This window comes from Dyadobacter sp. CY356 (assembly GCF_021440195.1).
Lineage (GTDB): Bacteria > Bacteroidota > Bacteroidia > Cytophagales > Spirosomataceae > Dyadobacter.
Window position 1 is genome coordinate 393,541 of record NZ_JAJTSZ010000001.1, and the last position, 21,470, is coordinate 415,010.

Sequence of the window (21,470 nt, forward strand, 5' to 3'; positions counted from 1 at the left end):
TTTGTGCCCGAAGGCAAAATTGAATGAACCGACATTTCATCAAAAATAATCCAATACCACCCGCTAGCCACCAAAAATCATGAACCCGGAAGAACGCATTAACGAACTGATCGAACAGATAGATCATTACAATTTTCAGTATTACCAGGAAAGCATTTCTGAAATTTCAGATTACGATTTTGATATTTTATTAAAAGAACTGGCGAAGCTGGAAAATGAATATCCGGAATTCAAACGCAGCGATTCGCCAACACAACGGGTAGGAGGCACGGTAACTAAAAATTTTAATGCTGTTTATCACCGTTATCCCATGTTGTCGCTCGACAATACCTATAACGAACAGGAGCTTCGGGATTTTGATGAACGCGTTAGGAAAGGACTGGATGGAGAAGCCTACGAGTATATTTGTGAGCTGAAATTTGATGGTATTTCACTAAGTTTTACATATGAAAACGGGGTTTTGGTACGGGGCGTAACCCGTGGTGATGGGACGCGTGGTGATGAAATTACGAACAATGTCAAAACAATTAAATCACTTCCGCTGCGTGTGAAAACCAGTAAAGTGCCTCCAATTTTTGAGATCCGCGGAGAAGGGTTTATGCCTTTTCAATCATTCCAAAAATTAAATGAAGATATGGAAGCGCTTGGGGTTAGTCTTTACGCCAACCCGCGTAATGCTGCTTCCGGTTCTTTCAAATTACAGGATTCTGCCGAAACGGCGCGGCGTGCGCTGGATTGTTACATTTATTCATTTCTGAGCGATGAAACGATTTTTGCCAGTCACGAAGAAAGTTTACTCGCGCTCAAATCCTGGGGTTTCAATACTTCACCAGGTTGGAAAAAAGTGGATAATATCGATGACGTGATCGCATACATTCATGAATGGGAAGAAAAACGTGCAACGCTTCCACTGGCGACGGATGGAATTGTGATCAAAATAAATTCATTTGAACAACAGCGCGAACTGGGTTTTACAGCAAAAAGTCCGCGTTGGGCAATTTCATTTAAATATAAGGCTGAGAATAAACCAGCGATACTAAGATCGGTTAATTTTCAGGTTGGCCGTACCGGAAATATTACGCCAGTGGCTAATTTATGTGCTGAATCGGAAAGAACTACTCCATATAATAAAGTTAAGGGCGTCCATCTTTCAGGCACTTATGTGAAACGGGCGACGCTTCATAATGCCAATGAAATGGAACGTCTGGACATTCAGTTGGGCGATACCGTTTTTGTTGAAAAAAGCGGTGAAATTATTCCGAAAATTACAGGTGTGGATGTTATCAAACGAGGTTTGTTTACAACCGAACACATCAGTTTTCCTACAAACTGCCCGGAATGTGGTTCAATATTAGCCAGAAATGAGGGTGAAGTTGCATATTATTGCCCGAATGATAGTGCTTGTCCACCACAACTAAAAGGCCGGATTGAACATTTTATTCACCGGAAGGCGATGAATATTGAAAGTTTGGGAGAAGGGAAAATTGAATTGCTTTTTGATACGCATCTGGTAAAAACACCGGCAGATTTGTATGATCTGACTTATGAAAAATTACTCGGTCTCGAAAAAAATATTGTCAACGAAGAAACCGGGAAAACGAAGAAAATAAGTTTCAGAGAGAAAACGGTTGAAAACATTTTGAAAGGTCTGGAACTATCAAAATCGGCCCCTTTTAAAAATGTATTATTTGGATTGGGTATCCGCTTTGTAGGTGCAACGGTTGCAGAGAAATTGGCGGCTTATTTTAAAAATATCACTGCCCTTCGTTCCGCCACTTATGAAGATCTGATTAATGTACCTGAAATTGGCGGAAGAATTGCGCAAAGTGTAATTGCCTATTTTTCAGTTCCGGAAAACCAGCTGGTGATGGAACGGTTGGAAAAAGCGGGTCTGCAAATGACAACGGATGACAAACCTGTTGAAATGGAAAGTAACCTGCTGGAAGGCAAAACGTTTGTGATTTCGGGAGTATTTGCAAATTTTGACCGCGACGAACTGAAACATAAAATTGAAGCCAATGCAGGAAGGATTTTGAGTGGTGTTTCAGGGAAATTAAATTTCCTTTTGGCAGGTGATAATATGGGCCCGTCGAAGCTGGAAAAGGCGAGAAAACTAGGTGTGACGATTTTGTCCGAAGAAGAATTTTTAGGAATGATTCAGAAATGATGAAGGAATTTGAGTCAGGTAACTAACTTTGTGTTTTAAAATCAACAATTATATAAGAAATAATGCCATTGGACGAACGTTTCAAAGGAGTCGGAGCAGCGCTGATTACACCCTTTGATGAGCATCAGGAAATTGACTACGCTGGGTTAAGAAAGTTAATCGAATTCGTATCTGAGGGAGGCGTGGATTATCTGGTCGTGCAGGGCACCACCGGCGAATCGCCAACGATCTCGACAGAAGAAAAAAACGAAATTCTGGCATTTTCAAAGAAGCATAATACAAAGGAACTTCCGATCGTATATGGCTTGGGTGGAAATGACACGAGATCAGTTTTGGAAACGATCCGAAAGACTGACCTGAACGGAGTAGACGCGATTTTGTCTGTTTGTCCCTATTACAATAAACCAACTCAGGAAGGAATTATCGCGCATTTTACGGCCATTGCGGATGCATCGCCGGTGCCGGTTTTGTTATACAATGTTCCTGGTCGCACGGTTATCAACATGAAAGCCGAAACAATCCTGAAACTTGCGGAACATCCGAACATTATCGGAATCAAAGATGCAGGCGGAAGTATTGAGCAGAGCATGGAACTTGCTGCAAATGCGCCCAAAGATTTTATTCTGCTTTCGGGAGATGATAACCTGGTCACCACTATGGTCAGTGTTGGCTGGCATGGTGTGATTTCTGTGATTGCAAATGCTTTCCCCCGTGAATTTACTGATCTGACCTGGCATGCATTGGAGGGAAATTTCAAGGATGCTGCGACTTTGCAACTTGCATTTTTGGAATTTGACACCTTGTTATACATCGAATCCAATCCGGTTGGAATTAAAAAATGCCTTGAAATTAAAGGTATTTGTAGCTCGGAAGTTCGTTTGCCGTTGTTGAAAGCATCAGCACAACTGGGTGAAAAATTGGAAAAAGCGATGGTTCGGGAAGGGTTTATGTGATCTCTTTTTTATTGATACGTTTGAGATTGGTCCATAGTTTTATGTCACCCTTTCAGGGTTTTTATGAGGCCTGAATTGATGTTTTTCTATAATAATGTCATCCCTTCGGGATTATTGATCCGAGAAGATTTTGATAGTATTATGTCACCCTTTCAGGGTTTTCATCAGGCCAGAATTGATGTTTTCTATAATAATTTCATCCCTTCGGGATTGTTGATCAGGAAGATTTTTGATAATTTTATATCACCTTTTCAGGGTTTTCATCAGGCTTGAATTGATGTTTTTTTATAATAATGTCATCCCTTCAGGGTTTTCATCAGGCCTGAATTGAAGTTTTTCTATAATAATGTCATCCCTTCGGGATTGTTGATCAGGAAGATTTTTGATAATTTTATATCACCCTTTCCGGGTTTTCATCAGGCTTGAATTGATGTTTTTCTATAATAATGTCATCCCTTCGGGATTGTTGATCAGGGAAGATTTTGATAGTATTATGTCACCCTTTCAGGGTTTTCATCAGGCCTGAATTGATGTTTTTCTATAATAATGTCATCCCTTCGGGATTGTTGATCAGGGAAGATTTTTGATAGTATTATGTCACCCTTTCAGGGTTTTCATCAGGCTTGAATTGATTTTTTCTATAATAATGTCATCCCTTTGGGATTGTTGATCAGGGAAGATTTTTGATAATTTCATATCACCCTTTCAGGGTTTTTATGAGACCTGAATTGATGTTTTTCTATAATAATGTCATCCCTTCGGGATTGTTGATCAGGGAAGATTTTTGATAGTATTATGTCATCCTTTCAGGGTTTTCATCAGGCTTGAATTGATTTTTTCTATAATAATGTCATCCCTTTGGGATTGTTGATCAGGGAAGATTTTTGATAATTTCATATCACCCTTTTAGGGTTTTCATCAGGCCTGAATTGATTTTTCTATAATAATGTCATCCCTTCGGGATTGTTGATAAGGGAAGATTTTGATAGTATTATGTCACCCTTTCAGTGTTTTCATCAGGCCTGAATTGATGTTTTTCTATAATAATGTCATCCCTTCGGGATTGTTGATCAGGGAAGATTTTTGATAATTTCATATCACCTTTCAGGGTTTTCATCAGGCCTGAATTGATGTTTTTCTATAATAATGTCATCCCTTCGGGATTGTTGATCCGAGAAGTTTTTGATAATTTCATATCACATTTCAGGGTTTTCATCAGGCCTGAATTGATGTTTTTCTATAATGATGTCGTCCCTTCGGGATTGTTTCCAAATGAAAAATTCATGTGCATGTCTTGAATACAAAGACTGCATAATATTGAGATGTAACCCCGAAGGGGTGGTAGTATTGTAGAAAAGCCAAATTCTAACAACATTCCAAAACCCTGAAAGGGTGACATAAGAAGGTTCTTTATCTAAATAAATAGAATTGATTTTTGATCATCTCTGTTTAATATGATGAAGAACCTCCTTTGTTTAAATTGAAATATGATAAAACAACAAGTTTGTTTAAAATATAAAATCTCATGATTACCTTTTATCCTGGCCCGTCAAAAGTTTATCCGGAAATTGAGCATTATTTATCTGATGCTTTCAAAAGTGGAATTTTAAGCGTCAATCACCGCAGTGAGCCTTTCATGAAAATGCTCAAAGAGACGATTGAAATGATGAAGACGAAACTGGAAATTCCGGCGGAATATGAAATTTATTTCTGTTCGTCAGCAACAGAGTGCTGGGAAATTATTGCGCAATCGCTGGTTGAAACAAAAAGCCTGCATGTTTTCAATGGAGCATTTGGAGAGAAATGGATGGAATATACCCAAAAAATAAAACCTGCTTCTAATGGTTTATTTTTTGATCTGAATGTATTGCCTGAAATATCTGATATTATTGCTGACCAGGACTGCGATGTGATTTGTTTAACGCATAATGAAACTTCCAATGGAACCGCTTTGCCTGATTTCTTTTTTGAAAATTTAAGAAAGCAAACCCAAAAAGTAATTACAGTTGACGCAACTTCCTCCATGGCTGGTGTTACCTTTCCCTGGGCATCAGCAGATGTTTGGTATGCTTCCGTGCAAAAATGCTTTGGCTTGCCGGCGGGATTAAGCGTAGTGGTCGTTTCGCCAAAAGCTGTTCAGCAGGCAGAAAAAATAGGAGAGCGTGATCATTACAATAGTTTGCTTTTTGTTCGGGACAATTTTTTAAAATACCAAACGCCATACACACCTAATGCGCTGGGAATTTATCTGGCTGGCCGTGTAATGGATCAGGTAGAAATTCTTTCTGAAATATCGGTTCAAATCAAAGAAAGAGCGAAAAGTTGGTATCAGTTTTTGTCCGAATCCGGTTTTGATGTTCTTGTTGAAAATGAAGAAGTTCGGTCGGATACCGTCATTGCCGTTTCCGGGGAAAAACAAGAAATTGCTTCAATCAAAAAAGCGGCAAAGGAAAATGGTATTTTGCTGGGAAACGGATATGGTTCGTGGAAAGAAACCAGTTTCAGGATCGCAAATTTCCCAGCTATTACTTTGGATGAAATCAATCAGTTGAAAGTTTTCCTGAAAACTTATTCAGAAACGCCTGGATGAGTAGTAATACAAGCAAATTGTATTTACTAATTAAAATGTCTTTTACTCAATTCTCAGAAACACCACCGTGTTAATAGATATGTTGCATCAATACCAGACACAAACAAAGTGTCTGGTGGCTCTTGATTCCATTATTTTTGGATTTGATGGTCAGGAATTAAAATTATTACTGGTAAAGCGCGGTATCGAAGATGAGCATCATACCTGGTCTTTAATGGGTGGGTGGGTCCAGCCGGATGAAAGTCTGGAAGAGGCATCCAATCGTATACTTTTTGAGTTGACAAGTCTTACCGACATATATCTTGAACAGTTACACACCTTTGGCAATCCAAAACGTGACCCGGTGGAACGCACCGTTTCAGTTGCTTATTTTGCACTGATCAATGTGGAGGACTACGATAATAAAATATCAAAAAACTTTGAGGCACAATGGTTTTCCATGCAGGAATTGCCACAACTGTTGTTTGACCACAGTGCAATGGTTGAAATGGCGATCGAAAATTTACGTTACAAAGCTTCCCAGCATCCGATAGGTTTTGAACTGCTTCCTGAGAAATTCACGATTCCTCAATTACAGAAATTGTATGAAGCGATCTTTGGTACAGAACTGGATAAAAGAAATTTCAGCAGGAAATTATTGTCAACTCATTTGCTAGTCAAACTGGATGAAAAGCAAAAGGGTTTTTCCAAAAAGGGCGCTTTTTATTACAGGATCAACGAGGAGAAATACAAAAAGCAGTTCAATACTTTTTTGAATTTTCTTCCAAACAGCATCGCCTAAACCTCTTTTATTCGACTGGCTTCCAATAAAAGGTTTGTGTAAGCAGTCTGTTTTGTTCAACTTTGCGGCTTAATCCTCGAATTTGGTGTCGCAATGTTCAATATCAAAGAAATACTTTCTGTAACACTGATTCTCTTTTCGGTGATCGATGTGCTGGGTTCAATCCCGATTATTGTCGATTTCCGTAAGAAGTTAGGAAAGATTGAATCCGAAAAAGCGACACTGGCCGCGGGAACCATTATGATCTCTTTTTTATTTTTGGGAGAAAGGCTTTTAAGCCTGTTCGGCGTGGATGTGGCTTCATTTGCCGTTGCAGGCGCTATCATTCTATTTCTTCTGGGATTGGAAATGATATTGGGAAGAAATATTTTTAAGCATGATGACATCAGTGTAAGTGCCGCATCCATAGTCCCAATCGCCTTCCCGATCATCGCCGGAGCAGGTACGATGACGACACTTTTGGCACTACGTACAACCTATGAGATCAATAATATATTGGTAGGTGTTCTTCTCAATTTATTTTTTGTTTATCTCGTTTTAAAATCGTCTTACTGGATTGAAAGTAAACTTGGACAGGGCGGAACAGACATTCTTCGCAAGGTTTTTGGTATCATTCTGCTGGCGATAGCGATCAAACTTTTCAAAACAAATCTTATATTATAAAAATCAGAAAGTTATTATAACTTATTGATTGATAAATTTTTAATAATAAATACAAGTAACAAAATGCAACAATTAGATAGTCTTAACCAGGTCGCTGAGTTTCATACAACATTTAAACATCCTATTCTCGAAACACCAACAATTCCGTCCGAAGACCGCAGCCGGTTACGTGTTGCGCTTTTGGCTGAGGAGTTGAAAGAGCTGGAAGTGGCGATTCTTGAAAAAGATATTGTTGAAATTGCAGATGCGCTTTGTGATCTTCAATACGTACTTTCCGGTGCAGTGCTGGAATTTGGATTGGGAAATAAATTCAGAGCATTGTTTGATGAAGTTCAGCGTTCCAATATGTCAAAAGCTTGTTCGAGCGTTGAAGAAGCGGAAGCAACCGTGGCGCATTACAATGCAAAAGGTACTGAATGTTATTACAAAGAAGACAGCGGCAAATACCTTGTTTACCGTACAGCTGACGATAAAACGCTGAAAAATATCAATTATTCACCGGCCGATCTGGCTGGAATAATTGCTTCGTAGAAAATTATAAAAGTCATTATTCATTCTAATTTTTGAGTCGATATGTCTTCCGTTCTAAACCGGTTTCTGAGTTATGTTCAGGTGGATACACAATCTGATCCGCAGTCTACAAGTTTTCCAAGTACGGAAAAACAACGTGACCTGAGTAATCAGCTTGTTGTTGAATTACAGGAACTGGGTATTGAGGACGCCCATCTGGATGAACACGGTTATGTTTATGCTACAATTCCGGCCAATTCAAACAAGGAAAATATTCCGGTTATCTGTTTTTGTTCTCACGTTGATACATCACCGGACGTCACAGGCGCAAACGTTGAACCAATCGTGCATCAGAAATGGAATGGAGATGATATTGTGTTGCCAGATGATCACGAACAGGTCCTCAGACTTTCTGAACATCCGGATTTGAAAAACCAGATTGGAAATGATATTGTAACAGCCAGCGGAACAACACTTTTGGGTGCGGATAACAAAGCCGGTGTTGCAGAAATTATGGCTGCGGCGGAGATTCTGGTTACAGATTCCAGAATTAAACATGGCGTAATCAAAATACTTTTTACGCCGGATGAGGAAGTGGGCAGAGGAACGGAGCAAGTAGACTTAAAAAAACTTGCAGCGGATTTTGGTTATACCGTCGATGGAGAAGCTGTTGGTACGATGGAAGATGAAACATTTTCAGCGGATGGAGTAAAAATCACGATTCATGGTGTAAGTACGCACCCGGGATATGCCATTGGAAAACTTGAAAATGCGCTGAAAATCGCCGCAGAAGTTCTCGCCGCTTTACCAAAAGATTCGCTCTCACCGGAAACCACGGAAGGAAAGGAAGGATTTATTCATCCAGGACATATCGAAGGAATTCAGGAAAAAGTGGTGATCGATTTTATCATCCGAGATTTTAATGAAGCCGGTTTGCATGAAAAGGAAGCTTTGCTAAAAGGAATTCTGGATCAGGTGATGAGGAATTATCCAAATTCGAAAAGTGAATTCAAGGTTACCGAGCAATACCGGAACATGAAGGAAATTCTTGCTAAATATCCACAAGTAATCGATAATGCAACAGAAGCAATGAAACGTTCAGGATTAAATCCGGTCACGAGAAGTATTCGGGGTGGAACTGACGGTTCCAGATTATCCTTTATGGGCTTACCGTGCCCGAATATTTTTGCAGGTGAACATGCGTTTCATTCCCGGTTGGAGTGGGTTTCTGTTCAGGATATGGAAAAAGCAGTGGAGGTTATTGTAAACCTGGCCCAGGTTTGGGAAGAAAGAAGTTAGTTTGGAGTAATGGCAAAAAAGACGAAATTTTATGTAGTGTGGCAAGGTAGACAAACAGGTGTGTTTACCGATTGGAAAGAATGTGAAGCGCAAATCAAGGGTTTTGAAGATGCCCGTTACAAATCTTTTGACTCGATACAGGAAGCTGAAACAGCCATTCAGAGGAATTATTGGGAGTATGTTCAGAAAAAAGAAAATGCTGCGAAAGTTGTTGCCAAAACAGCACCAGCCAATATTGGTCAGCCTATAAAAAATGCCATTGCCGTTGATGCCGCCTGGAATACGACTTCCGGTGACATGGAATATCAGGGGACTTATCTGCAAACCGGTGAAAGGATTTTTTTACAAGGTCCGTTCAAAGATGCAACCAACAATATCGGAGAATTTCTGGCGATCGTTCACGGACTGGCATATCTTCAAAAAAATAATAGTGACATCCCGATTTATTCTGATTCCAGAACGGCGATCAGTTGGATTAAAAAGAAACATGCAAATACAAAGTTGCAGTTGACACCAAGAAATAAGCCTGTTTTTGAAATGCTCCAAAGAGCCGAAAGATGGCTGGCCAGTAATACTTATCCAAACAAGATCCTGAAATGGGAGACAGAATACTGGGGTGAAAATCCGGCAGATTTTGGAAGAAAATAATTAATCAATTGGCCAGAAATTCATTTTTCAAGTTCAAACAATTTACCATTAATCAGGATAAAAGTGCGATGAAAGTCTGCACGGATGCCTGTGTTTTTGGTGCCTGGGCGGATGTGGAAAAAGCAGAGAGAATTCTGGATATTGGCGCTGGTACCGGTTTATTATCCTTGATGGTCGCACAAAGGAACCGTGAAGCAAAAATTACCGCTGTTGAAATAGACAAAGATGCCTTTTTGCAGGCAACTGAAAATGCCGGAAATAGTCCATTTAAAAGTCAAATTGAGGTTTTCAATACCGCTATTCAGGATTTTTTACCCAGTGAAAAGTTTGATTGTATCATTACAAACCCACCTTTTTTTCAATCTGATTTAAAATCACCTGATGCAAAAATAAATCTGGCCCACCATGCGGATTCGCTGTCTTTTGAAGACCTGCTTACTGCAATTAAAAGATTATTACAGCCAAATGGGAAATGGAATATTTTGCTTCCGGTAGACGAAGGGCTTGTTTTTCAAAGTCTTGCGGAAAATTCGGGCTGGAAGCTGCGCCGGGAACTAACTTTATATCATCAAAAAGGAAAGAAACCTTTTCGGAAATTGATGAGTTTTCAATCGATTGAAAGTGCTGATATCGGGCAGCTTATCGCTGAATTATTTATCTATGAAGAAGATGGGAAAACCTTCCATCCGGAGTTCAGGAAATTATTGAAAGACTTTTATTTACAATTTTGATCAGGAAAAATACGAACTTTGCACCTTAATCAGGGTGTGCAGGTATCACCCCAGTACATATTCATGACTAATTCAGCAATTCAGATATCCGTTGTCGTCCCGCTTTTCAATGAAGAAGAGTCTTTGCCAGAGCTTAGCGAGTGGATTGCGCGCGTGATGAATGAAAATAATTTCACATATGAGGTCCTGTTTATTGATGACGGAAGTAAGGATCGTTCCTGGGATGTTATTGTAGATCTATCTCTGAAAAACCCGCATATCAAAGGGCATCGTTTCGTTCGTAATTATGGAAAAACAGCTGCCTTACAAACTGGTTTTCAGGCTGCTCTTGGAGATGTGATCATCACCATGGATGCTGATTTGCAGGACAGTCCTGATGAAATTCCGGAACTTTATAGAATGATCAAAGAGGATCGATATGATCTGGTTTCGGGTTGGAAGAAGAAAAGATATGATCCGATTACCAAGACAATTCCTACCAAAATTTTTAATGCAGCTACGCGTGGAATTTCCGGTGTAGAGCTGCATGATTTTAACTGCGGACTCAAAGCTTACCGGAAAGAGGTGGTTAAAAATGTTACCATTTATGGGGAAATGCACCGATATATTCCTGTTATTGCCAAATGGAATGGTTTTGGTAAGATCGGCGAGAAGGTAGTACAGCATCAGGCGAGGAAATACGGATACACAAAATTTGGACTGGAAAGGTTCGTTTTTGGCTTTCTGGATTTGCTTTCGATTGCATTCGTCAATAAATTTGGACGGCGTCCAATGCATTTATTCGGCAGTCTTGGAACGCTTATGTTTTTTCTCGGAAGCCTTATTGCTTTTTGGCTGCTTGGAACAAAAATTTATAAAATTTACATTTCCCATGAACAATACCGGAATGTGACCGAAAATCCATTGTTTTTCCTTGCACTGGTAGCAATCATGGTCGGTTCACAATTATTTCTGGCAGGATTCCTTGGAGAGCTTTTTGTAAAACAATCCATATCAAAATCGGGTGACTATCTGATTTCAGAAAAAGCGGGAGAATAACAAAGAAAGATTAGATAATTAAAATTAGATCATATACATTTTACCTTATAATGAACGCAAACGTACACAAAGCCCATCCCTGGCATGGAATTCCGATGGGAGAAAATGCACCGGATCTTGTAACTGCATTTATTGAAATCGTTCCTACGGATACTGTTAAATACGAAATTGACAAGCAGACGGGTTATTTGAAAATTGACCGTCCACAAAAATATTCCAACATCGTTCCGGCACTTTACGGTTTTATTCCAAAAACATATTGCGCGGATAAAATTGCTGAACTGGCAAGAGAAAGATCTGGCAGAGACGTTACCGAAGGTGATGGCGATGCGCTTGATATTATCGTTCTATGCGAAAAAATTATTTCTCATGGTGATATCACCTGCCAGGCAAAACCAATCGGCGGAATTCGTTTGATTGATGGCGGTGAAGCGGATGATAAAATCATCGCAGTTTTGAAAGGTGATGAAGTTTATGGCGCTTACTCAGATATCAGCGAATTGCCGGCAGGTATCGTTGAGCGTCTGAAACACTATTTCCTTACATACAAAAACCTTCCTGGCGAAAAAGCACATATCGAAATCACGAATGTGTATGGCCGTGAAGAAGCGCATGAAGTGATCATGACTTCTGTTGAAGATTACAAGGATTCTTTCTACTGAATACCACCGTTACCCCAGGTAATGATGAAGGTCAGTAATGAAAATAAGCTTTAAGCTGACTGATAGTTAATAATATAGCCGCTCCGGATACGGGCGGCTATGTTTATTTGTATCTTTGTGGAAATTTTGAAAAAAAGGAATTCTTTCGTATCCGTTTTGTTTGGCAATCTTGTTGAATTTTAGGTTTTAAAATTCAGTTAAACAATTTGTTATGACAAAGTTGTGGATAATAAAATATTGTAATGAGTAATATAGAAGAAATAAAAAAACGGCGGACTTTCGCGATCATTAGTCACCCGGATGCCGGGAAAACAACCTTAACTGAAAAACTGCTTCTTTTTGGAGGAGCTATTCAGACGGCGGGTGCGGTTAAATCCAACAAGATCAAAAAAACCGCGACTTCCGATTTCATGGAAATCGAGAAGCAGCGTGGTATTTCGGTTGCAACTTCGGTAATGACTTTTGAATACCGGGATCTGTTGATTAATATTCTGGATACACCGGGTCACAAGGATTTTGCTGAGGATACATATCGTACCCTTACGGCTGTCGATAGCGTAATTCTGGTGATTGACTGCGTAAAAGGTGTTGAAGAGCAAACGGAAAGGTTGATGGAAGTTTGCCGGATGCGTAATACACCGGTAATTGTTTTTGTAAATAAACTGGATAGGGAAGGGCGTAATCCGTTTGAATTGCTTGACGAACTAGAAACAAAACTGGGTATCCGTGTGCGTCCGCTTACCTGGCCGATCAATATGGGTGCTGATTTCAAAGGCGTTTACAGTTTGTTTGAAGAAAAACTTTATTTCTTCAAAATCAATAAAACCAAAATTGAAAGTAACGTCGTTGAAATTAATCTTGGCGACGATAAACTTGAAGAGTTACTTGGTTTAAAAGACGCAATTCAACTAACCGAAGATGTGGAATTGGTTGAAGGTGTTTATGACGAATTTTCCAATGAGGCATATGCAAGCGGACAGCTGGCTCCGGTTTTCTTTGGCAGCGCAATCAATAACTTTGGTATAAAAGAATTGCTGGACACTTTCTGCGAGATTTCTCCGCTTCCCCAGCCGCGTCCAACAGACGTGAGAGAAGTGGAACCGACAGAATCTAAATTCAGTGGTTTTATATTTAAAATCCACGCTAACCTTGATCCCCGTCACCGCGACCGGATCGCGTTTTTGAGGATTTGTTCGGGTAAATTTGAAAGAAGAACTTTTTATCACCACGTTCGTTTGAACAAGGATGTGCGTTTTGCGAGTCCGTTCACGTTTATGGCTTCTGATAAAAGTGTGATGGATGAAGGTTTCCCGGGCGATGTGGTTGGTTTATATGATACAGGGAATTTCAAAATCGGTGATACATTGACCGAAGGTGAAAATCTGAATTTTGCCGGTATTCCAAGTTTTTCTCCCGAGATTTTTAAGGAATTGATCAACCTGGATCCGATGAAATCCAAACAATTGGAAAAAGGCATTCAACAGCTTACAGATGAGGGTGTTGCGCAGTTATTCAATCTTGATCTTGGAAACAGGAAAGTGGTAGGAACAGTAGGGGAGCTTCAATTTGATGTAATTCAATATCGTTTGGAACATGAATATGGTGCAAAATGTCGCTGGGTTCCAATGAATATCACACGTGCTTGCTGGCTTACCGCTGATGAAAAGCCAGCGATGGATGAATTTATCCGTTTGAAAGGAAACCAGATTGCTTTTGACAAAGACCGTAACCCGGTTTTCTTTGCTGAATCTGACTGGATGATCCGTATGAACCGTGAAAATAATCCGAAAATACATTTCCATTTTACGTCTGAGTTTAAGACGGAGGTGGCGTTGTAACGTTACTTTTTCTTGCAAAACCAGTCTTTGTAATCTAATAAGCTTAGCCTTTAATTAATTTCGTTAAATTTGATTATAAACAAAGTTTAGGAATCATGTTAACAACCGAAGTGATACCGTCCGAATTGATCTTTGAAGAAATTGATGGCAGACCTTTATTTTACAAAGGTTACAAGCGGGTTTTGGAAGGTAAGAAGGAACCGGAAAGTATCATGGGCAGCAGTTTTATACAAAGTCTGATCGTTAGTATTGTATGTGCTTATTTAAAGGAAATATTGACAGGATTTCCATATTGGGTTGTTTCCAATGAAGTTGGACTTCATATCTCGGACGGTAATAATCTGGCAAATGATATAGCGGTTTTTGATAAAGGGGCAATTATAGATGTGTTTTCTGAAAACTATGTTTCTGTTGCTCCAAGAATGCAATTGAAGTTGATATAAAAATCGAAACAGAAGATATACCCAATTCGACAGATTATATTTTTTTAAAAAGTGACAAATTAATCGAATTTGGAGTTGAGCGAGTTCTCTGGATATTGACTGGAAGCCGTAAAATATTCATGACGGATCAATCCCGGAAATGGACAATTCATGAATGGGATGAAACATTGCCCGTTTTTGATAATCACGAAATATGCTTAAATGATCTATTGAAAAAAGAGGGAATAATTTAATTGAGGTTTGAAAAAAAAATGTGCTGACAGTCATTCAAACTGCCAGCACATTTTTTTAATTCCTTGGCCCTCTGCCAGCTCCGCCATTTTTCCGGCGTTCTTCCATCGCAGTTTTGTATTTTTCCTGCTGTTCGGGTGTTAGCAATTTTTGTAATTCGGTATTGAAAGTTTCCATTGATTCTCTCATTTTTGACCGGTCGGCATCCTGAGAATTTCTCATTTCTTCCATTTTCTGTGCGCGTGTCAAATTCAGGGTATATACCTGTTTTTGCTGATCTGCCGTAAGTCCAAGGGTCTCTGTCAAATTTTTAGTCTGGTTTTCTGCCCGGGCTTCGGGTGTCATTTTAGCCATGTCGCGCTGTGCGAAAGCTGTAAAACTCGCAAATGCCATTATGATGGCAATAATTCCTCTTTTCATTGGTTTCAAAGTTTTGATACCACGGTTAGAGCAGATTTTAAGAATAAGGTTTAAACAGTGAAGATATTTTAATAAAATAATCTTGTTGCTAATGCAGTACATATTGCGGCAGTATAACTCATCAATGTTCCAACAAGAATATATTCGGATTTTTTGCTGATATATGTTGGTGGAATTTGTTCGGCAGCAGCTTTGTCGTTGTAGCGTAATAGTGATTTTGCCGCAATTAAAAATCCGATAGCCGAATATTGACTGAGTAAAACAAAAACGAATATGAGTAACCTTTCAGACATTCCTATCCAGCGTCCCGCGTTTGCGAGGTTGTCATCGGCATGTGGTAAAAGTTTGTCGAGCTCATCGCGCCAGGGTTTGGTTAACATACCAACCAGAAATGAAACGGGTGAAAGCACGAGAAATGTTCCCGTCAGGATTACGATGATCCTGGCATTATTAAACCATTCTTTCAGGTGATCTAATTCAATAGAAAAGGAACTGGTTAAAATAATGGCTGTTAGTATAATACTTACAAGATGAGCAATTTGATCGCCTATAAACCAGCTTGTTGTTCCCTTTTTGTCAAATTCAAGTTTGAAAATATCAATAATTCCATGAACCAGGCCGAGGATAATGGCGGGAAAAGGGTTTTGAAAATGCCCTAATAAGACGTATGAAGTTATAATGACAATGCCGGTATGAGCATATAAATATTTTGAACGAAAGGATTTTTCTCTTTTATCTATAACCCACGCTGTGGGCTGCCAGTAAAAATCAGCCAGAACATGTGCCAGCAATAACAGTAGGAACTCAATCATTTATTTTGATGTATAGTGCGAGATGTTCAGGAAATGTACGAAGAAAATGCTCCATTGCCCACCATTTTGATGACGTAATGCGTTGACTGACTGCCGGCTGGCTTATAGAAAGCTGTGCAACTATTTCGGAAATATTTTTATTTTGAATAAGTGCCGCTATAACTTCACTTTGCGCTGTTGTCCAGTTTTCCATCAGGGTTTCCAGCAAGTCCATAATAGCATTCAGCGGCTCAGAATTTTGAGGAAGCGCAATACCAATCCGTGCTTTTTGTTTCTTTATGTTGTCAGCCAAATGTCCGGATAACCGGAAGGCTTCTCCATCAGAAGTTCCAGGTCTATCGGTTAATAAATCTAACGTTCCGATACCAATAGCAATCCTTAAATCGCTTTTGGGGGAATAGGATCTCATAATTGTGCGGGATAAAACTGCAACTTTTAAAGTATCCTCCGGATTTTCCAAAACACCTTGAAAGCTATCTCCCCGGTATATTTCAGGCTTTAATAGCCATTTAAATGAACCATTATCATGAATAATAGCAATCAATGCCTCCAGCCATTTTCCAGTTTGTTCAGTAGAAAAATGGGTTGAATTAACCATGTCTGCCGTTATAACGGCCTGATATTTCTTTTTCATATAAGTAAAAAAGCTTATAATTATCAAATATAAGGCTTTTTGCTTATATATACAAAATATAAGGTTTTAGCCTTATATTTTATATTGAAGATTCTACCAGAAACTCCCATTCCTCCTTCAATGAACCTTTAAAAACATCAGCTCCTGCACGCCTGTACCAGTATCCGGCGTTCCATGTATCACCTTCAACTCTGTGTAAATATGCATGGAGACGATCATAAGCTTTTGTACCTTCCTGACTTTGTGCAATGTCGTGGGCAGCTTCCCAATTTTTATTTGCATCATACCAGAGCGCTTGTAAAATCACTGAAATTCCCTGTGGCGGTTCCGATTGTGAAAGACTGGATTTAAATTGATTGTAAGTCATAGAAGTATTAGTGAATTTAATTTGATACAAAAGAACAAACGAGTATTGTAATTCCAAGTACGTATAGCACAGATACTACATTAAATCATTGTCAGACCAATATTTAGTGTTTTCATCGTATATTGTCTAAACATTCCCTTATTATCAATAAACGGTTATCTTTTCCAAAACTCCTATTTCTATGATGAAAAAATTATCAACGTTAGTTTTTGGACTGACCTTAACTTCGTTGTGCCATGCCCAGGAAACTTTTCCCCGCAATGGTACCTACGATGAAAGAACAGGACGATATGCATTTACAAATGCCAATATTGTAGTCGATTCCAAAACAACAATTTCAAATGGAACGCTGCTGATAGAAAACGGAATAATCCGTGAAGTCAGCAAGCAGGTAAAAATCCCGGCTGGTGTTGTGGTGGTCGATCTTAAAGGCAAGTATATCTATCCTTCTTTAATTGATCTGGATTCTGATTATGGAATGCCGGAAGTGAAAAATGAAGCTCGCGGTCGCGGACGCCAGACTCCGCAGCTTGAATCAAATAAAAAAGGTGCTTTTGGATGGAATCAGGCTGTGCAACCAGAAAATGATGCAAGCCAGGTATTTAGTCCTGATTCAAAAAAAGGTAGCGATTTACGCAAAATCGGATTTGGAACGGTATTGACTTATTCGCACGACGGAATCGTAAGAGGAAGTGGTGCAGTCGTAACACTTACAGACGAATCTGCGAATAAAGCGCTTTTGAACGGAAAAGCATCGGCACATTTTTCATTTAGTAAAGGGACTTCCGGACAAAATTATCCGTCTTCAGGAATGGGTGCGGTAGCTTTGCTCCGCCAGAATTATTATGATGCGGATTGGTATGCAAAAGGAGGAAAAGCAAAGGAAACAAACCTGTCGCTGGAAGCTTTTAACCAGATAAAAACTTTGCCTTCATTTTTTGAAACCAGTGATAAGTATAGCCTGCTGCGTGCCGACAAAATCGGTGATGAGTTTGGAACGCAATATGTCATCAAAGGCGGGGGAGATGAATACCAGCGTCTGGAGGAAGTAAAAGCAAGTAAGGCAACGCTGATTTTGCCTCTGGATTTCCCTGCGGCTTATGATGTAACAGATCCCTGGGATGCTGATGCAATTTCAGTCGCGCAGTTGAAACACTGGGAAATGGCACCTGCAAACGCATCGGTTCTTACAAAAAGTGGTATCAGTTTTGCTTTTACAGCTGCTGATTTGAAGAATAAAGCTGACTTCTGGTCTAAAATCCGTTCAGCCATTGAATATGGTTTGCCAAAAGAAAAAGCACTTGAAGCTTTGACAACAACGCCCGCACGTTTGATCAAAGCTGATGGGCAGGTGGGAAGTCTGAAAGTGGGTATGCTGGCCAATTTTCTGATAACTTCTGACGATCTGTTCAGTAAGGATAACGTCATTTACGAGAACTGGATACAGGGAAAGAAATTTATTCTTGCCCCGATAGACGCGCCGGATCTGCGTGGTACGTATTCCTTTTCAATCAATAAAGCGGCAACAGGAAAGATCGAAATATCAGGATCTGCCGAAAAGCCGGATTATAAAGTTATTGTAAAAGATACGGTCAAAATTACACCCAAAGTAATGCTTACCAATGATCTGCTGACGCTGACGTACCAACCTGAAAAGAAAACGCCCGGAACTGTCAGATTAACAGGATGGATTGCAGGAAAAGGTTTGGCCGGAGAAGGTATGTTGCCTGACGGTACGCCGCTTACCTGGAACGCAACTTTGACAGAACCATACAAAATAGTGGCAAAGAAGGATACAGCTGTGGCCAAAATCAAAGAAACCGGCCCTGTATTATATCCTTTTGTCGGTTTTGGAAATGAACAGCTTCCTAAGTCGGAAACTGTATTTGTAAAAAATGCAACGGTCTGGACAAATGAAAAAGACGGTATTTTACAGAATGCTGATGTAATAATCCAGAATGGAAAAATCTCGAAAGTGGGTAAAGGATTATCTGCTCCTTCCGGCGCACGTACGGTGGACGGAACTGGTAAACATTTGACAAACGGAATTATTGACGAACATTCGCACATTGCTTTGTTTGCGATTAATGAAGGATCTCAGACCAGTTCTGCCGAGGTTCGGATGAGCGATGTCATCAATCCTGATGATGTAAATATTTACCGCCAGCTTGCAGGTGGTGTTACAACTTCGCACTTGCTACATGGTTCTGCCAATGCAATCGGTGGACAAAGTGCTTTGGTGAAACTAAAATGGGGTGCCACACAATCAGAAATGCTGATACCGGAAGCTAAAACGATCAAGTTTGCTTTGGGTGAAAACGTGAAGCAGTCCAACTGGGGTGATATAGCCCGCGTTCGTTTCCCGCAAACCAGAATGGGCGTCGAGCAGGTTTATTTTGACCATTTCATCCGTGCAAAAGAGTATGCAAAAGGATGGAAAGATTATAACGGTGCTTCAAAGAAAGCCGGTCTGGAAGTACCCCGCCGTGATCTTGAACTGGAAGCTTTGGCCGAAATTCTTGATAATCAGCGTTTCATCACCTGTCACTCTTATGTTCAGTCTGAGATCAATATGCTGATGCATGTGGCTGATTCACTGCACTTCAAAATTAACACTTTTACCCATATTCTGGAAGGTTATAAAATGGCTGACAAAATGAAAACCCGCAATATTGGCGGATCAACTTTTGCTGACTGGTGGGCTTACAAAATGGAAGTAAAAGAAGCAATTCCTTACAATGCTGCGCTGATGTATCATGAAGGAGTTACTGTGGCGATCAACTCTGATGATGCGGAAATGGCGAGAAGATTAAACCAGGAAGTTGCAAAAACCGTAGTATTTGGTGGCGTGCCGGAAGAAGAAGCCTGGAAAATGGTAACATTAAATCCTGCAAAACTTTTGCATGTCGACAATAGATTGGGAAGTATCAAAGCCGGAAAAGACGCAGATCTTGTGCTTTGGAGCACGCATCCTTTGTCAATTTACGCACGTCCTGAGTTCACAATGATAGAAGGCGCTGTTTATTTTGATCGTAAGGAAGATGTTGCCAAGCAAACAAAAGTAGCTGCGGAGCGTGAGCGTCTGATCCAAAAAATGCTAAGTGACAAGGCAGATGGCAAGCCAACGCAAAAGGCACCAATGACGATGCCTCGTATGTGGCACTGTGAAGATGTCATCGGTATTCATGCTGAACATGAGGAAGGAAAATAAAAGCTTCTGATTTTTTCTTTCATCATTTACTCATTCAAATTGTCTTATGAAAACAAAAAAATATAATAAGCTGAATTCAGTTTTGCTAGGTTTTGCAGCTGCTTTTTGTCTTACAGCAACAGGTTTTGCGCAGAATCCTGCACCTGCAAAACCTCAAACCAGACCTATTATACTGGCAGGTGCAACCATTCACCTTGGTAATGGAAAAGTAATAGAAAATGGTGTGATTGGTTTTGACAAAGGTGTTATTACGCTTGTCGAAGGGGGAACCAATTTGGGTAGCGTTTGGACAAAGGGAGATGTGGAGACGATTGATGTCAAAGGAAAACATATCTTCCCCGGCATTATCTCTATGAACACAACCGTTGGTATCCAGGAAATTGCTTCTGTTCGTGCTACTTTGGATTATTCAGAAGTGGGTGAGATTAATCCGCATGTGCGTGCTTTGGTGGCTTACAACACCGATTCCGAAGTAATTCCAACTTTACGGAATACGGGGATTCTTTTATCACAGGCAGTTCCCCAGGGTGGCGTTATTTCAGGATCTTCTTCTGTGTTTTATACCGATGGCTGGAACTGGGAGGATGCGGTTTTGAAAAAGGATGATGGAATCTGGATCAGCTGGCCTCCATATTTATCAACCAGTTTCAACTATGAAGATTTTTCAGTCTCTTTGAAAAAGAATGAAAAACGTCAGGAAACGATTGATTTATTCAGGAGTACTTTTTCAGATGCAAAAGGATATGCTGCAATCAGCAAACCTTCGCCGATGAATATTCGTCTGGAAGCGATGAAGGATATCTTCGCAGGAAAAGCCAATCTTTATATCCGTGCCGATTATGCAAAGGATATTATTGAAGCGGTGAAATTTGCTCAGGAATTTGGTATCAAAAAGATTGTAATCGTAGGCGGGGATCAGTCATATAAAATAACGGCGTTTTTGAAAGAAAATAATATCCCGGTTGTTTTAAATCAGGCACACAGACTTCCAAATGCAACGGATGAAGATGTTTATCTTCCTTATGAACTTCCGGGAATTCTGACGAAAGCTGGTGTAAAAGTTGCGATCAGTTATGCTGATGAATGGTGGAGAACGCGTAACCTTGCATTTTTGGCAGGCACTTCTTCCGGTTTTAGTGATATGAAACCAGAGGAAGCATTACAGTTGATCACAAAAAATGCCGCTGAAATTATGGGTGTTGATCAATATGTAGGAACGCTGGAAAAAGGGAAACAGGCATCATTGGTGGTAACAGGCGGAGATTTGATGGATATGCGTGGCAATTCTGTTTCTATGGTGTTTATCAAAGGAGGAAAAGTTAACCTGGATGACAAGCAAAAACGTCTGTACGACAAATACAAAGAAAAATACGGACAAAAGTAATTTAGGTTACACAGAGGTACACAGAGAAAAGAGAGAGCCACGGAGATAAAATTTAAATCTCTGTGGCTCTCTTCATTTACTCTGTGGT

19 protein-coding genes are annotated in these 21,470 nt (G+C 39.9%); 15 read left to right on the plus strand and 4 right to left on the minus strand.

Going from position 1 to position 21,470, the window contains the following annotated elements; translation table 11 throughout:
* Positions 1-79: 79 nt before the first annotated feature.
* From ligA to LXL81_RS01745, 13 genes are all read left to right on the plus strand, one after another.
* Positions 80-2,167, plus strand: a complete 2,088-nt coding sequence (ligA, locus tag LXL81_RS01685) for an NAD-dependent DNA ligase LigA (RefSeq protein ID WP_234644969.1) — start codon at positions 80-82, stop codon at positions 2,165-2,167.
* A gap of 62 nt (positions 2,168-2,229) precedes the next feature.
* Positions 2,230-3,120 carry a 4-hydroxy-tetrahydrodipicolinate synthase gene (dapA, locus tag LXL81_RS01690; protein WP_234644970.1) on the plus strand — a complete coding sequence of 297 codons (891 nt, stop codon included), beginning with the start codon at positions 2,230-2,232 and terminating at the stop codon, positions 3,118-3,120.
* Between the two features lie 1,525 nt (positions 3,121-4,645).
* Positions 4,646-5,710, plus strand: a complete 1,065-nt coding sequence (locus tag LXL81_RS01695; protein ID WP_234644971.1) for an aminotransferase class V-fold PLP-dependent enzyme — start codon at positions 4,646-4,648, stop codon at positions 5,708-5,710.
* 79 nt (positions 5,711-5,789) lie between these two features.
* Positions 5,790-6,491: an NrtR DNA-binding winged helix domain-containing protein gene (locus LXL81_RS01700; RefSeq protein WP_234644972.1), complete on the plus strand. Its 702-nt coding sequence runs from the start codon at positions 5,790-5,792 to the stop codon at positions 6,489-6,491.
* A gap of 93 nt (positions 6,492-6,584) precedes the next feature.
* Positions 6,585-7,154 (plus strand): MarC family protein, encoded by a 570-nt coding sequence (locus tag LXL81_RS01705; RefSeq protein WP_234644973.1) that lies wholly within the window; start codon positions 6,585-6,587, stop codon positions 7,152-7,154.
* A 63-nt stretch (positions 7,155-7,217) separates the two neighbouring features.
* A complete protein-coding gene (locus LXL81_RS01710; RefSeq protein ID WP_234644974.1) occupies positions 7,218-7,685 on the plus strand; it encodes a nucleoside triphosphate pyrophosphohydrolase family protein in 468 nt (155 codons plus the stop codon).
* Positions 7,686-7,727: 42 nt separating this feature from the next.
* Entirely contained in the window at positions 7,728-8,963 is a 1,236-nt protein-coding gene (pepT, locus tag LXL81_RS01715; RefSeq protein ID WP_234644975.1) for a peptidase T, read from the plus strand.
* 9 nt (positions 8,964-8,972) lie between these two features.
* A complete protein-coding gene (locus LXL81_RS01720; protein ID WP_234644976.1) occupies positions 8,973-9,611 on the plus strand; it encodes a viroplasmin family protein in 639 nt (212 codons plus the stop codon).
* Positions 9,612-9,619: 8 nt separating this feature from the next.
* A complete protein-coding gene (locus LXL81_RS01725) occupies positions 9,620-10,342 on the plus strand; it encodes a tRNA1(Val) (adenine(37)-N6)-methyltransferase (RefSeq protein ID WP_234644977.1) in 723 nt (240 codons plus the stop codon).
* Between the two features lie 63 nt (positions 10,343-10,405).
* Positions 10,406-11,380: a glycosyltransferase family 2 protein gene (locus tag LXL81_RS01730; RefSeq protein ID WP_234644978.1), complete on the plus strand. Its 975-nt coding sequence runs from the start codon at positions 10,406-10,408 to the stop codon at positions 11,378-11,380.
* 50 nt (positions 11,381-11,430) lie between these two features.
* A complete protein-coding gene (locus LXL81_RS01735; RefSeq protein WP_159466805.1) occupies positions 11,431-12,042 on the plus strand; it encodes an inorganic pyrophosphatase in 612 nt (203 codons plus the stop codon).
* A gap of 242 nt (positions 12,043-12,284) precedes the next feature.
* Positions 12,285-13,880, plus strand: a complete 1,596-nt coding sequence (locus LXL81_RS01740; protein WP_234644979.1) for a peptide chain release factor 3 — start codon at positions 12,285-12,287, stop codon at positions 13,878-13,880.
* A 95-nt stretch (positions 13,881-13,975) separates the two neighbouring features.
* The gene (locus LXL81_RS01745) at positions 13,976-14,323 is read left to right on the plus strand and encodes a hypothetical protein (protein WP_234644980.1); all 348 of its coding nucleotides are present in this window, start codon (positions 13,976-13,978) and stop codon (positions 14,321-14,323) included.
* A gap of 288 nt (positions 14,324-14,611) precedes the next feature.
* Here the strand turns inward: LXL81_RS01745 and LXL81_RS01750 are convergent, their stop codons facing one another.
* From LXL81_RS01750 to LXL81_RS01765, 4 genes are all read right to left on the minus strand, one after another.
* A complete protein-coding gene (locus LXL81_RS01750; RefSeq protein WP_234644981.1) occupies positions 14,612-14,974 on the minus strand; it encodes a DUF4890 domain-containing protein in 363 nt (120 codons plus the stop codon).
* Positions 14,975-15,042: 68 nt separating this feature from the next.
* A complete protein-coding gene (locus LXL81_RS01755) occupies positions 15,043-15,786 on the minus strand; it encodes a DUF3307 domain-containing protein (protein ID WP_234644982.1) in 744 nt (247 codons plus the stop codon).
* On the minus strand, positions 15,779-16,420 hold the full coding sequence (locus tag LXL81_RS01760) for a SatD family protein (RefSeq protein WP_234644983.1): 642 nt from the start codon (positions 16,418-16,420) through the stop codon (positions 15,779-15,781). Before LXL81_RS01760 ends, LXL81_RS01755 begins: the two co-directional genes overlap by 8 nt.
* 79 nt (positions 16,421-16,499) lie before the next feature.
* Positions 16,500-16,787, minus strand: a complete 288-nt coding sequence (locus LXL81_RS01765) for a hypothetical protein (RefSeq protein ID WP_234644984.1) — start codon at positions 16,785-16,787, stop codon at positions 16,500-16,502.
* Positions 16,788-16,968: 181 nt separating this feature from the next.
* Here LXL81_RS01765 and LXL81_RS01770 point away from each other — a divergent pair, with 181 nt between their 5' ends.
* Both LXL81_RS01770 and LXL81_RS01775 read left to right on the plus strand, forming a co-directional pair.
* Positions 16,969-19,998 carry an amidohydrolase family protein gene (locus LXL81_RS01770; protein WP_234644985.1) on the plus strand — a complete coding sequence of 1,010 codons (3,030 nt, stop codon included), beginning with the start codon at positions 16,969-16,971 and terminating at the stop codon, positions 19,996-19,998.
* Between the two features lie 46 nt (positions 19,999-20,044).
* The gene (locus tag LXL81_RS01775; RefSeq protein ID WP_234644986.1) at positions 20,045-21,382 is read left to right on the plus strand and encodes an amidohydrolase family protein; all 1,338 of its coding nucleotides are present in this window, start codon (positions 20,045-20,047) and stop codon (positions 21,380-21,382) included.
* Positions 21,383-21,470 lie beyond the last annotated feature (88 nt).